13 protein-coding genes are annotated in these 13394 nt (G+C 38.3%); 8 read left to right on the forward strand and 5 right to left on the reverse strand.

Translation table 11 applies throughout. The features are described 5' to 3' along the window. Nucleotides 1-26: 26 nt before the first annotated feature. Nucleotides 27-497, reverse strand: coding sequence for a hypothetical protein (locus AC07M3_RS02935; protein WP_209733400.1), 471 nt, complete (start codon nucleotides 495-497; stop codon nucleotides 27-29). Nucleotides 498-618: 121 nt separating this feature from the next. Here AC07M3_RS02935 and AC07M3_RS02940 point away from each other — a divergent pair, with 121 nt between their 5' ends. From AC07M3_RS02940 to dapC, 6 genes are all read left to right on the forward strand, one after another. Beyond that, nucleotides 619-1341, forward strand: a complete 723-nt coding sequence (locus tag AC07M3_RS02940; protein ID WP_209734249.1) for an AzlC family ABC transporter permease — start codon at nucleotides 619-621, stop codon at nucleotides 1339-1341. A 1-nt stretch (nucleotide 1342) separates the two neighbouring features. Beyond that, nucleotides 1343-1684: an L-valine transporter subunit YgaH gene (ygaH, locus tag AC07M3_RS02945; RefSeq protein ID WP_494566459.1), complete on the forward strand. Its 342-nt coding sequence runs from the start codon at nucleotides 1343-1345 to the stop codon at nucleotides 1682-1684. A 124-nt stretch (nucleotides 1685-1808) separates the two neighbouring features. Further along, nucleotides 1809-2198, forward strand: a complete 390-nt coding sequence (locus AC07M3_RS02950) for a tautomerase family protein (RefSeq protein ID WP_209733398.1) — start codon at nucleotides 1809-1811, stop codon at nucleotides 2196-2198. 103 nt (nucleotides 2199-2301) lie between these two features. Then, nucleotides 2302-3519 carry a formate-dependent phosphoribosylglycinamide formyltransferase gene (gene purT / locus AC07M3_RS02955; RefSeq protein WP_080026832.1) on the forward strand — a complete coding sequence of 406 codons (1218 nt, stop codon included), beginning with the start codon at nucleotides 2302-2304 and terminating at the stop codon, nucleotides 3517-3519. Nucleotides 3520-3546: 27 nt separating this feature from the next. Next, nucleotides 3547-6210, forward strand: coding sequence for a [protein-PII] uridylyltransferase (gene glnD / locus AC07M3_RS02960; protein ID WP_133746220.1), 2664 nt, complete (start codon nucleotides 3547-3549; stop codon nucleotides 6208-6210). A 25-nt stretch (nucleotides 6211-6235) separates the two neighbouring features. Continuing rightward, complete coding sequence (gene dapC, locus AC07M3_RS02965) at nucleotides 6236-7405, forward strand: succinyldiaminopimelate transaminase (protein ID WP_494566906.1); 1170 nt, start codon at nucleotides 6236-6238, stop codon at nucleotides 7403-7405. 50 nt (nucleotides 7406-7455) lie between these two features. Here dapC and AC07M3_RS02970 read toward each other — a convergent pair whose 3' ends face one another. The 4 genes from AC07M3_RS02970 to msrB form a co-directional block, all read right to left on the reverse strand. Continuing rightward, complete coding sequence (locus AC07M3_RS02970; RefSeq protein WP_494566460.1) at nucleotides 7456-8088, reverse strand: LysE family translocator; 633 nt, start codon at nucleotides 8086-8088, stop codon at nucleotides 7456-7458. 64 nt (nucleotides 8089-8152) lie between these two features. After that, nucleotides 8153-8998 carry an AraC family transcriptional regulator gene (locus AC07M3_RS02975; protein ID WP_494566461.1) on the reverse strand — a complete coding sequence of 282 codons (846 nt, stop codon included), beginning with the start codon at nucleotides 8996-8998 and terminating at the stop codon, nucleotides 8153-8155. Continuing rightward, complete coding sequence (locus tag AC07M3_RS02980) at nucleotides 8998-9483, reverse strand: glutathione peroxidase (protein ID WP_003651303.1); 486 nt, start codon at nucleotides 9481-9483, stop codon at nucleotides 8998-9000. The genes AC07M3_RS02975 and AC07M3_RS02980 overlap by 1 nt, the downstream gene beginning before the upstream one ends. Then, a complete protein-coding gene (gene msrB / locus AC07M3_RS02985; protein ID WP_005041267.1) occupies nucleotides 9480-9899 on the reverse strand; it encodes a peptide-methionine (R)-S-oxide reductase MsrB in 420 nt (139 codons plus the stop codon). Before msrB ends, AC07M3_RS02980 begins: the two co-directional genes overlap by 4 nt. A gap of 240 nt (nucleotides 9900-10139) precedes the next feature. On the opposite strand from msrB, the gene AC07M3_RS02990 reads away from it, so the two are divergent. Then, a complete protein-coding gene (locus AC07M3_RS02990; protein WP_133746222.1) occupies nucleotides 10140-11570 on the forward strand; it encodes a pyridoxal phosphate-dependent aminotransferase in 1431 nt (476 codons plus the stop codon). Nucleotides 11571-12046: 476 nt separating this feature from the next. Then, nucleotides 12047-13354 (forward strand): dicarboxylate/amino acid:cation symporter, encoded by a 1308-nt coding sequence (locus AC07M3_RS02995; RefSeq protein ID WP_494566462.1) that lies wholly within the window; start codon nucleotides 12047-12049, stop codon nucleotides 13352-13354. Nucleotides 13355-13394: the final 40 nt, after the last annotated feature.

Below are 13394 nucleotides of genomic sequence, written 5' to 3' on the forward strand. Positions count from 1 at the left end.
ATCTCGCTTTTTATATTTATAAGTTTTTATTTTGGAGAGGTATTGCCAAGATTAGGGTTATCAATTGCATCCTTACACTGAGCTTTATCACGCTCATAATCTACTTGCTTCTGAGCAACTGAATTATTATTTTCCAATGTTTCACGCGCCCATACATCTAAACTGGTTAATGCTTTACGACAAAGTGCATATTTCCCTTCTGTCACTGAGTCAGTCATTTTCACATTAATACGCCAGTCCGTACTTAATTGACGTAGAGGTTTACGAACATTGTCATTAATTTGGCTGAGCTGTTTTTCATAAACTAAATGATCAACCGTATTGATTAATGTCCATGCTTTTTGGGCATATACAGTTGCATCATTAGTCAATTTTGGTGCTGGTTTAATTTCTACTTTTTTGTCTGCACTCTGATTACCATTATCACAACCCTGTAATGCAAAAATACATGCACTCAACATGGCAATATAAACCAAACGAATCTTTGCGTTGAACATATCAAACTGCCGATTAAACATTTCGGCACTATGCTATTAAATTCGGCTACAATACTCAATCTTTCAAGTATTTTTATCATTTGGTTTATTGCCAAGGTGTATTGTGTCCAAACAACAATTGATAGCTGATCAAACGGCAACTTTTTGGCAAGGTGCCAAAGATAGTCAAGCTATCGTACTCACCTATTTACCCGTTTCTTTTGCCTTCGGTGTTTCTGCATCTCAGTTTGGTTTTACACCATGGGAAGCTTTTTTCCTATCTTGCTCAATGTATGCTGGAGCCAGTCAGTTCTTGGTTGTCGCACTTTTGGCTAGTGGTTCATCCATCTGGTTAACGGCATTAACAGTCATTGCACTAGATATTCGTCATGTGCTTTATGGGCCAGCACTATATAACCTTATTCCCAACAAGTTAAATCTAAAAAAAACGGCGGTTTGGGCATGGGGATTAACCGATGAAGTTTTTGCAAGTGGCATGATCCAACTTTCACAACGTCGTCAGCAATGGTCTGAATCTTGGATGTTAGGACTTAGCCTATTTAGTTGGATGGCTTGGGCAAGTGGCTCTTTACTAGGCGGATTATTTGCAGATCAGGTCACTCATCTTCCAAAATTTTTACAAGCAGCATTAGACTTTTTACTTCCAGCTTTATTTTTGAGTTTCTTGTTAGCGGCTTTTGAGCGAAAACATAGCCTTGTAGTCGCTGTATCTTTAGTCGTTTCAGCTTTAGCCTGCTATTGGATTAACTTATCTGCTGCCATTTTTATTGGTATTCTTTCAGGCATTTTAGCAGGCCTGTTTAAACATTATGTTTTAAGACAACAAGAAGAGGTCGAAGTTTAAAATGAACCTAGAGATTATTCTGGTCGGCATAATTGTGGGTATTGCTAATTTCGCCTCACGTTTTGGACCATTCTTTGTTATACAAAAGCTGCAAGGTACGCAGCAAAGACGCGGTTCAGTCTGGTTAAAAATTGCTTTGGGCTGTATTGGTATATCTGCAATTAGTGCCATGCTTGTCGTTGCCACTCTTCCACCATTACTCGAAGATCCTAATAAAAGCTTGGCAATGTTAATTGGCTTTTTAGTTTTGGCAGGCCTTTATTTTAAATTAAAGAAAATTGTTCCAGCAACTTTAACTGCCGCAATTGTTTATGGCCTGATCTATACTTATTTACCTTTATAAATAGATAAACTCATCTTCTTTATATAAAATAAATCACAGCCAGAATTATTTAGACATCTGGCTTTAAAAACTAATTTTTTAAATTGATTAAAAAGATAACTTCATCTACCCATTAGAGATAAAAATGTCACAAGTTAAAATTTACGCAAATGAACAAACCATTATGCAGTATCGAGAATTGCTTTCTCATGCAATCCATCAAGCCCTCATTGAAGAATTAAAATATCCGGTTGAGAAAAGATTTCAACGTTTTATTAGCCTTAAACCAGGAAACTTTATCTATCCTTCTGACCGTAGCCAACACTACATCATCCTTGAGCTTTCAATGTTTATAGGCCGTAGTACAGAAACGAAAAAGAGACTCATCCAAACGTTATTTCGCAATATTGAAGAACAATGCAAAATAGCACCTCAAGATATCGAAATTACGATTTTTGAAACACCTAAAGAAAATTGGGGTATTCGTGGTAAAAATGCCGACGAGCTACTTTTAAACTATCAAGTTAATGTCTAAATAAAGTACATTCTTAATTGTCCGACAAAATTTATTTTTTATGCGTTATAAGGCTTAACTCCACCATAAGTTCTGCTATGCTTAAAAAAATAATTTTGTCAGGATGATTCGCATGAGCGTGACACTCGGTACCCCCCTTCAATCTTCTGCATTTAAAGTTTTATTGTTAGGTTCAGGAGAGCTTGGCAAAGAAGTTGTAATTTCCTTACAACGCCTTGGTGTAGAAGTACATGCAGCCGACCGTTATGATCATGCGCCAGCCATGCAAGTTGCACATTTTTCTTATGTGTTAAATATGGCTGATCCTATTCAATTAAAACAACTCATCGAAAAAATTAAACCGAATTTAATTGTTCCAGAAATTGAGGCCATCGCTACAGAAGTTCTCGTTGAAATTGAAGCGAGCCAAACTGCAACAGTTATTCCTTCTGCTAAAGCTGTAAATCTGACAATGAACCGTGAAGGTATTCGTCGTCTTGCTGCTGAAGAACTTGGTTTACCTACCTCTGCTTATCGCTTTGCTGACTCATTAGAAAGCTTCCGTGCCGCTTCTGATGATATTGGTTATCCAAATTTTGTAAAACCAGTGATGTCATCTTCAGGGAAAGGCCAATCTCGTGTAAAAAGTTTCGATGAAGTCGATGCTGCTTGGGAATATGCGATGCAAGGTGGTCGTGTTAACCAAGGTACGGTCATCATTGAATCTCAAATTGATTTTGATTTTGAAATTACATTACTTACCGTTCGCGCTAAAAACCCTGAAACTGGTGAAATCGAAACTCACTACTGCGACCCAATTGGTCACCGTCAAGATGCAGGTGATTATGTAGAAAGCTGGCAGCCTCAACCAATGACACCTGCTGCACTTGAAGAAGCAAAACGTATTGCAAATAAAGTGACAACAGCACTAGGTGGCTGTGGTATTTTTGGTGTAGAACTGTTTATTAAAGGCGATAAAGTCTGGTTCAGTGAAGTATCACCTCGCCCACATGATACAGGTCTAGTGACTCTAGCATCGCAATTTCAAAGCGAATTTGAACTGCATGCTCGTGCAATTTTAGGATTACCAGTGAACACAGCCCGGCATAGTGTTGCCGCGAGTGCAGTCATTTATGCGGGGGTAGATGCCAACAACTTAAGCTACAGTGGCTTAAATACGGCGTTAGCCAATCCAAATACTGACCTACGCCTGTTTGGTAAACCAGAAGGTTTCAAACGACGTCGTATGGGTGTGGCAACTGCTCGTGCAGAAAATACTGATCTTGCTCGTACTTTAGCGAAAGAAACCGCTGATCAAGTAAGCGTAAAAACCAACTCTTAATATTTACTTATTGGTAGACCCATTTTCATGATCAATACATCGCCATTGCTGAACTACGTTACAAGCCATCATGATATTAAAGCCATTAATCAATGGCGAACGGATGTAGAAAAGCAATTGCAGGATTCATATGAAAATGGGCAATCTATTCGGGAAGTCATTAAAGCACGCTCAGACCTAGTTGATGAAGCACTGATCTTTTTATGGAAACATGCCGAACTCGACCAGACAGGATTAGGTCTTTTTGCAGTAGGTGGTTATGGGCGCCGTGAAATGTTGCCCTATTCCGATGTTGATATCATGATTTTGTCAGAACATGAAATTAACGAAGAAAACGAAAAGCGTATTTCTACATTTATTTCCTCTTTATGGGACGTTGGTAATTTCAAACCCGGAATTAGCGTTCGTACCATCCAAAGCTGTGTTGAACAAGCTGCGACAGATCTAACCGTTGCAACGACTTTAATTGAAGCTCGTTTAATTACTGGTAATAGTCAACTTGCAAAATGGCCGCGTCGTATTGTTTCGCAAACGTGGACAGATAAAACATTTTTTGATGCAAAAATGGCTGAACAAGCCAAGCGTTACCACCAACACAACAATACAGAAAGCAATTTAGAACCCGATATTAAAAATGCACCGGGTGGCATTCGTGACATTAACCAGATTGGCTGGATTGCCAAGCGTCATTTCCGCGTAAACCGCATTTATGACTTAGTACATTTAGGTTTTATTTCAGAGTTTGAATTAACAGTTTTAGAAGAAGCTGAAAGTTTTCTTTGGGAAATTCGCCACCATTTACATCGCTTAGCGAAACGTGATGAAAACCGTCTTTTGTTCGATCATCAAAGAGAAATTGCGGCTCAATTTGGTTATGTCCGTAAAGAAGGTCAACCTGTAAATTACGGTGTGGAGCAGTTCATGAAACGCTACTACCGTACCGCACAACAGGTTTCTACTCTCAATGAAATGTTGTTGGCCTATTTTAGCGAATCGGTTATTACTCCGCGCTTACCCAATTACGAACGTAAAATTGAAGAAGTTAATAATCATTTTAAAATCGTTGATAACAAGCTTGCCGTACAGCACCACAAAATATTCGCAGAACATCCAAGTGCTATTTTAGAATTATTCTATATTTTGGCTAATCGACCAGATATTGAAGGCATTCGCGCTCGTACTTTACGCTTACTTATTCTTGCTGCAAAACGGATTAACCAAAATTATCGAGATAATCCTGAACATCAAGCACTGTTTATGTCTATTATTCGCTCACCCTATCGCCTATACGATACTTTGGTTGCGATGAAGCGCTATGGTGTTTTAGGAAACTATATTCCAGCATTTGGTCAAATTATGGGTCTTATGCAATATGACCTATTCCATATCTATACAGTCGATGCTCACACATTATTATTGCTGCGCAACTTAAACCGTTTTAAAGAACCTGAGTTTGCTAAAGAGTTCCCTGTTGTAAGCTCTGTTTTCCAACGTCTCGCACGTCAAGATATTGTATTTATCGCTGCATTATTTCATGACATTGCTAAAGGCCGCGGTGGAGACCATAGTGAACTCGGTGCAGAAGATGCGATTGAGTTTGGGCGTGCGCATGGCTTTACAGAGCGTGAATGCAAATTAATTGCATGGCTCATCCACAACCATTTGCTCATGTCACTGACTGCTCAGAAAAAGGATATTTCCGATCCGGATGTTGTTAAAGATTTTGCTGAAAAACTTGGCGATATGGAACATCTTGATTATCTATATACCTTAACGGTTGCCGATATTAATGCAACAAATCCAAAACTATGGAACACATGGCGTGCTTCACTTATGCGCCAACTTTATACGCATGCCCGTGATGTAATTCGTACAGGTTTAAGCCGTCCTGTTGACTATCAAATGCTGATTGAAGACACCAAATTTGCAGCAAGTGAATTACTGGTAAATAACTTCTCATTAGCAGACGTCGAAAAAGTATGGCAAGAGCTGGGTGATGAATACTTCATTAAAGAATCAGCAGATGAAATTGCATGGCACACTCAAGCAATTTTGAAACACGGTGATAATCCAGAGCCATTAGTACTGTTGCGTGCTCACCGTAAAGCTGCCCAAGATGCAGTGCAAATCTTTATATATACACGTGACCAACCCAACCTTTTTGCCACCACTGTTGCAGTTTTGGACAAAATGAATTTAGACGTTCAAGATGCAAAGATTATCACGGCAAGTACGGCATTTAGCTTAGATACCTATGTTGTACTTGATCGGTTTGGTACATTGCTGACCGACCCTGAACGCGAGGAAACAGTTAAAACTGCATTAGTGAAAGCGCTTAGTCAGCCAGACCAATATCCAGGACTCATGCAACGCCGAATTCCACGTCAACTACGTCATTTTGATATTGAAAATACAGTCGACGTTACATTGAATGAAGCGTTACAGCAAAACATGGTCGAAATTTCAACACTTGATCACCCTGGTCTACTTGCACGCGTAGGTGGCTTATTTATGATGCAAGGTTTAGACATTCATTCAGCTAGAATTGCAACTTTAGGTGAACGCGCCGAAGATATTTTCTTTGTCACGAAAAAAGATGGAAAACCGTTAAATAACGAAGAGGTCAAACTCTTCTCGGAAAAGCTTAAAGCTGCATTAGATGAAGCATCTAATCAAATTTGTCAGCACTGAAACTCAACTAATTGGTAACTGTTTAATGAACTCTAGCTTGTCGTTATTGCACCCGTATCCATTTGAAAAGTTAAACCAGCTTTTTAAGGATATCACTCCTGCTAATCTTCCATTGATTCCACTATCAATTGGTGAACCTAAGCACCCAGCACCAGAGTTTGTTAAACAGGCAATCATTGATAACTTTAACCATCTATCAACTTATCCGAATAGTAAGGGTTTGCCAGAGCTTCGCCAAAGTATTGCAGAGTGGTTAACCAAACGCTTCAACCTGAATAGCATTAGTGCAGAAAATCATATTTTACCCGTATCAGGTACTCGTGAAGGGATTTTCTCATTTGTTCAGGCGCTCATTAACCGTGAAGACGCGCCGTATGTAGTAATGCCGAATCCGTTTTATCAAATTTATGAAGGCGCAGCTCTATTGGCTGGTGCAAAACCTTATTTCATCAATTGCACCGAAGAAAATGGCTATTTAGGTGATTTTGATGCTGTACCAGCAGAAGTATGGGAAAAAACAGCCCTTCTTTTTGTATGTACACCAGGTAACCCAACAGGTACTGTGCTTTCTAAAGAGCAATTCAAAAAGTTAATTGCCTTATCTGATCAATATAATTTCGTTATTGCTTCTGACGAATGCTATTCAGAGCTTTGGTTCGATCAAGCACCTACAGGTTTACTAGAAGTTTGTGCAGAACTTGGTCGTGATGACTATAAAAACTGTGTCGTATTCCACTCACTTTCTAAACGTTCAAACTTACCGGGTTTACGCTCAGGTTTTGTAGCTGGTGATGCAGAATTATTAAAACCATATTTGCAGTATCGTACTTATCATGGTGCAGCAATGCCTGTTCAACATCAGCTTGCATCAATTGCAGCATGGAATGATGAGAACCATGTTGAAGAAAATCGTAAGCAATATCGTGCAAAATTTGATTTATTCCAAACCGAACTAGGTCACTTATTACCTCTGCAAAAGCCAGATGCTGGTTTTTATTATTGGTTAAAAGTTGATAATGATGAAACTTTTGCCAAGATGTTAATGGAAAAAGCACATATTAAGGTTTTACCTGGCCGTTATTTATCTCGTGACACAGATCAAGGTAACCCTGGGGAAAATCATGTGCGTATGGCTTTAGTTGCCGATTTAGCACAATGTGAAGAAGTGGTTAAGCGTTTAAAAGCAATTCTCTAAGCATAAGTAAATTGTACAGCCTTTAGTAATATTAAAGGCTGTACACTACATTAACTATAAATAACCAGCAGTACTGCGAAAAATATGAAAGCCAAACTAGAGCAATAATATGGGCCCTTAGCAGAACGTTTAATCTGTTCTAGAACCCGATTTTGAAGCAATAAGCGAACCAATAATAAGTTCCAAGCAAGCACCACTCCAGTCATCCACGTACTCATCAGTAATTTTTGAAACAGACTAAAGTCATGCTGAATGAGCAACATTAAGCTACTATAAAACATAATATTTTTCGGATTAAGAAGACTAGATTGTATTCCTAACACTAAGCTCTTAAATTTATCCTGCTGTTGATGCTCTTGATCCATCAAACCATTTTTTTCAACAGCAAAAGTTAAGGTGCCAGACCGAGCAGCACTAAAACAAAGGTAGCTCAAATAAACCAAATACCCCGCCCCAAGCCATTTAAGTACTAAAAGAATGTTCGTACTCAAATTTCCAAGCACCATAAATCCAAACATACACGCCATCAAAATCAAGGCATTACCAAAAGTAATTCCCACAATGACACCATATGTATAGCGCGAACCCTTTTGCAAAAGACTGGTGAGAATCAGAAAGAAGTCAGGCCCGGGGGATAACAAAGCTAAAAAATGGGTAAAGGCAATAACTAAAAAAACTTCCATAACGGCTTCATCGGTAAAACAGTATGGAATAGCTTAAAAATAGAGAAAAATAATTTCTTGTAAATTATTGCGCGGCAACGAGTTGGAACTGACGAGGAGTGACTCCTGTATGGGCTTTGAAAGCTTTATGAAAATGGCTCTGATCACTAAAGCCTAAATTTACAGCCAGCTCTGCGAGTGGAATGCCTTGTTTTAATTGTGCTCTGGCCTGATTAATCTTTAAATTAATTTGAAATGCATGCGGGGTTAAGCCCACATTGGCTTTAAATAGACGAATGATTGCATATCGACTAAGGCCCACCTGTTGGGCAAGCTCTTCTAAAGAAATAAATCGTTCGGATGATTTAATAATATGAATTAAGTCCAAAAAGCTTTCATACAAATATTGAGTTTTCTGTATTTCTTCTAATATAAAATGAGGTAATAACAACTGTGTAAGGCAATAGATAAGCGACTGTTCTTTTTCGAGAATTAATTTTTGAGAATCAAATAAAGTTTCATTCATATCAGAAAAAGCCTGATATAAATTTTCATCTTTAATAATGAGAGGTCTATGCTGGGGCAAATTTAAATCAAAGCTCTCTTTTTGAAACTCGGCATACCATTGATTAAGCCAAGATATATCCAGATGCAACATCTGGTAACTCCAAGCCTGATCAGGCAGCGGGTTACAAGAATGTTCAATGTGGGCAGGCACAATGACTAATGTGCTGGCAGAAATCTTTTGTGCTGTACCAAATGAGCTTTGAAAAACGCTATTCCCTTCGTCTATAGCTCCAATTGAAAATGTTGGATGACTATGAGACTTATAACATGTTCGGCTAAAACAAGACCTTCTGGTTTCAACATAAGGCATTCGCCCATCTTGCCAAAACTCAAAAGCTTGGGGAATAGCGTTCATTGAATTCATTAACTTGCTAATGCTTTTTCAATATCAGCTTCTAAAGCTTCTGGTTTAGTCGTAGGGGCATAGCGGTTTAACACTGCGCCATCTCTTCCCACTAAAAATTTGGTAAAGTTCCATTTAATCGTACTACTACCCAAAATACCTTTAGCTTCACGTGTTAAATATCTAAAAATCACATGAGCTTCTGGTCCTTTTACATCAACTTTTGCAAACATCGGGAATTTCACCCCATAGTTGCGCTGACAAAAAGTACCGATTTCTTTATTGTTGCCTGGATCTTGCCCCCCAAACTGGTTGCAGGGAAAACCTAAAACTTCCAAACCTTGATCTTTATATTTCTCATAAAGTTTTTCAAGGCCAGCAAATTGTGGTGTAAAACCACATTTACTTGCAGTATTTACAATTAGTAAAACTTTACCTTTGTAATCAGCTAATTGCTTAACTTCACCCTCTAACAGTTCAGCTTCAAACTGATAAATATTACTCATGGATAGGTTTCCTCATCATTTTTTTCTTGTGATTTCAGTTGTAATGATGCCGAGTTTACACAATAGCGCAAACCAGTCGGCTGTGGTCCATCTTCAAAAACATGCCCTAAATGGGCTTCGCAATCATGACAAACAATTTCTGTTCTGACCATACCATGCGATAAATCGTCATGTTCTTCAATTGCGGTTGCCTCAATCGGTTTAAAGAAGCTAGGCCAACCACAACCACTGTCATATTTAGTATCTGATGAGAACAATTCTGCGCCGCAGCAACGGCAGACATAGGTACCATGTTGCTTAGTATTCCAGTATTGCCCCGTAAATGCAGGCTCAGTGCCCTTTTGTCGTGTAATCCGATACTCTTCTGGTGATAACTCTCTTTGCCATTCCCGGTCTGTTTTATTGACTTTTCCCATGACATGCACCTTTATTCTGATGTAAACATTTCTGATGATTGAGTTTTTATATTTACGCCATTCATCACAAAAACACTAGTCTCTGAACGTAAAATTTGTTGGAATTTAATCATCTAAGTAATGGAAAGCAAAAAGTAAGCAAAATTCAAAATCAAAAAGTAAGCAAAATTATGCTTTATTTTCTTCCAAGGAAGCAAAGATGGTGCTATTCTTGTTTGGCACGGTTGTATAGGACAAAACATGTCTCAGAAAAAAAGTGTGCTTTTCCAGCAACTATTACCAGTTATCAAACAGTATCAGCAATCGGGCTTTACCCATGAAAAAATTGTTGAATTACTAAAAGATCAACACGATCTGAATTTGGTAACAGTTAAAACATTTAAAAGTTATTTATACCGATATGCAAAAGTGAATCCAGCTATGTCTAAAAATACTGCTACCCTCCAATCCATGCCAACTTCTCGAGAAATAAAGAAATCATCGAAGCTTGAGCATGTTTGTTATGACATTCGCGGACCAGTATTACGAGCCGCCAATGAAATGGAAGAGCAAGGACATAAAATCATCAAGCTAAATATCGGCAACCCTGCTCCATTTGGTTTTGAAGCCCCACAAGAAATTATTAATGACGTTGCTTTAAACCTACCAAATGCAATTGGTTATGTTGACTCAAAAGGTATCTTTCCAGCACGTAAAGCTATCTGCCAGTATTACCAACAAAAAGGCATTCTAAATATGCACGTGAATGACGTGTATATCGGTAATGGCGTATCTGAACTTATTGTCATGGCTATGCAAGGCCTATTAGATGATGGCGATGAAATGTTGATTCCAATGCCAGATTATCCACTTTGGACAGCAGCGGTTAATCTTTCAGGTGGTACAGCAATCCACTATAAATGTGATGAAGAAAATAGCTGGTATCCAGATATTACTGATATTGAAAGTAAAATTACGCCGAACACACGCGGTATTGTTATTATTAATCCGAACAACCCGACTGGTTCCGTCTATCCACGTCATGTGCTTGAACAAATTGTCGCAGTTGCAAAGAAACATGACTTAATTTTATTTGCTGACGAAATTTACGACAAAATTATTTATGACGGCATTGAACATGTTTCGGTGGCGTCATTAGCGGGTGACCAGCTATGCGTATCTTTTAATGGCTTGTCAAAAGCTTATCGTATTGCAGGTTTCCGTTCAGGATGGATGGCAATTACTGGTGACAAAAGCCGTGCTGCTGACTATATCGAAGGTTTAGATATGTTGGCATCTATGCGCCTATGTGCAAACGTTCAAGCTCAATATGCGATTCAAACCGCCCTCGGAGGATATCAATCAATTAATGACTTGATTCGTCCGGGTGGCCGTTTATACGAACAGCGTAATATTGCTTGGGAAATGCTAAATGAAATTCCAGGGGTAAGCTGCGTGAAACCAGAGGGAGCAATGTACTGTTTCCCTCGCCTCGATCCGAACATCTATCCAATTGAAGATGACGAAAAGTTAATGCTTGATTTGTTACGTGCAGAAAAAGTGTTATTGGTGCAAGGTACGGGCTTTAATTGGCCAACTCCAGATCATTTCCGCGTGGTTTTCTTACCTGCTGAAAATGAATTACGAGAAGCAATTACTCGCTTAGGTCGTTTCTTAGCCAACCGTCGTTAAAAAAATGCATATCAAAAAAGGCATCTTAAATTGGATGCCTTTTTTGATAATTCTATTTTATTACTTAAAAAAAAGAATTATCAAAAAACGTTCTCACTTTCCCACCAATTCAAAAATAATGATTTGAAATTAAATACTTTTCATTAGAAATTTAATTCTTTTAATCTATAAATTCAGTTTAAAAATTCATTTATATATTTTTTACCATACGTTTAAATTTGTATGTAATTTCGCATTTTCCTCAATCTTTATTATGCAAAAAATGCATGGATCAATATATTTTTGCATTTCACACTGCTTCAAAATCGAGCAACAATCCCCTTCCATAACAACATCACCATATTCGATTCGGTTAAACAGATACAGATATCTAGGAAGATAAAATCGGTAGAACGACCGGACTGAACTAACAAGGAAAGCTTTCAATCATTCAAATCCCATCAAAGAATGATTGAATCAAATGGATAGAGGTTCATATGAAGCAAAAGAAATTGCTCAAGTATATTGTTATTGCTATTTTACTCGGCATACTGACAGGTTGGATTTGTCACCACTTTTTCAATGAAGGTGAGCAACTGAAGCAAATCGCTTCTTATTTCAGCATTATTTCAGACATCTTTTTACGCTTAATCAAAATGATTATTGCTCCATTGGTATTTGCCACAATTGTTTCAGGCATTGTATCAATGGGGAAATCTACATCAATTGGAAGTATTACACTTAAGTCAATGACTTGGTTTATTACTGCTTCGTTTGTATCGCTTGCAATCGGTATGGGATTAGCTAACTTCTTCCAACCTGGTGCAGCTTTAGACTTAGCACTACCAACAGCTCAACAACTTAGTGGCGCTTCTCTCCCAGCGACCACTGGCTTTACACTACAATCATTTATAAGTCATGTATTTCCACGCAGCATTGCAGAAGCAATGGCCAACAATGACATCCTACAAGTACTTGTTTTCTCAATCTTCTTTGGTTCAGCTCTTGCTTTTGTAAATCAAGGTAAAGAAAAAGACTCTGTCATTATCCGTTTGACTGAAGAACTTAGCAAGATCATGTTCCGCATTACCGATTACGTCATGATGTTCGCACCTTTTGCAGTATTTGCTGCAATCGCTTCAGCAATTACGGTACAAGGTTTAGGTTTGATTGTTGACTACGGTATTTTAATCGCAGAGTTCTATTTCGGTCTTCTGTTGCTTTGGATTATTTTGTTCTCTGTTGGTGCAATCGTACTTAAAAAAGATATTTTCCGCTTAGGCAAATTAATTCGTGAACCTGTAACGCTTGCTTTTGCTACCGCTTCAAGTGAATCTGCCTACCCTAAAGTAATGGATGCACTAAATAAATTTGGTGTACCTAAAAAAGTGACTAGCTTTGTATTACCGCTGGGTTATTCATTTAACTTAGATGGTTCAATGATGTACACCACGTTTGCAGTACTGTTTATTGCTCAAGCTTACAACATCGATCTTAGCTTCACTCAACAAATCTTAATTCTGTTAACGCTTATGGTGACAAGTAAAGGTATTGCGGGTGTATCACGAGCTTCTATCGTCGTTATTTCAGCAACACTTACCATGTTCCATTTACCTGAAGCAGGCATTCTCTTATTGCTTGGTATAGATCAGTTCCTTGATATGGGTCGTACTGCAACAAACGTAGTAGGTAACAGTATTGCTACTGCCGTAGTTGCTAAACTTGAAGGTGATAAAGTAGCTGACACTGAAGAGCTGCCAGAGCCTGTATTAATTAAATCAACTCAAGAACAAACGACCGCTTAAGTTTCTCTTTTCTCCCACTCTCCCAACTTAAGAGCAATTT

It is taken from the genome of Acinetobacter sp. GW821-FHT09D10, assembly GCF_059416285.1.

Excerpts from the sequence above, each read along its gene's own strand:
- AC07M3_RS02990 (WP_133746222.1), top strand. The coding sequence starts at position 10,140 with ATGTCTCAGAAAAAAAGTGTGCTTTTCCAGCAACTATTACCAGTTATC.
- msrB (WP_005041267.1), bottom strand. The coding sequence starts at position 9,899 with ATGGGAAAAGTCAATAAAACAGACCGGGAATGGCAAAGAGAGTTATCA.
- dapC (WP_494566906.1), top strand. The coding sequence starts at position 6,236 with ATGAACTCTAGCTTGTCGTTATTGCACCCGTATCCATTTGAAAAGTTA.
- ygaH (WP_494566459.1), top strand. The coding sequence starts at position 1,343 with ATGAACCTAGAGATTATTCTGGTCGGCATAATTGTGGGTATTGCTAAT.
- AC07M3_RS02970 (WP_494566460.1), bottom strand. The coding sequence starts at position 8,088 with ATGGAAGTTTTTTTAGTTATTGCCTTTACCCATTTTTTAGCTTTGTTA.
- AC07M3_RS02995 (WP_494566462.1), top strand. The coding sequence starts at position 12,047 with ATGAAGCAAAAGAAATTGCTCAAGTATATTGTTATTGCTATTTTACTC.
- AC07M3_RS02980 (WP_003651303.1), bottom strand. The coding sequence starts at position 9,483 with ATGAGTAATATTTATCAGTTTGAAGCTGAACTGTTAGAGGGTGAAGTT.
- glnD (WP_133746220.1), top strand. The coding sequence starts at position 3,547 with ATGATCAATACATCGCCATTGCTGAACTACGTTACAAGCCATCATGAT.
- AC07M3_RS02935 (WP_209733400.1), bottom strand. The coding sequence starts at position 497 with ATGTTCAACGCAAAGATTCGTTTGGTTTATATTGCCATGTTGAGTGCA.
- purT (WP_080026832.1), top strand. The coding sequence starts at position 2,302 with ATGATTCGCATGAGCGTGACACTCGGTACCCCCCTTCAATCTTCTGCA.
- AC07M3_RS02975 (WP_494566461.1), bottom strand. The coding sequence starts at position 8,998 with ATGAATTCAATGAACGCTATTCCCCAAGCTTTTGAGTTTTGGCAAGAT.
- AC07M3_RS02950 (WP_209733398.1), top strand. The coding sequence starts at position 1,809 with ATGTCACAAGTTAAAATTTACGCAAATGAACAAACCATTATGCAGTAT.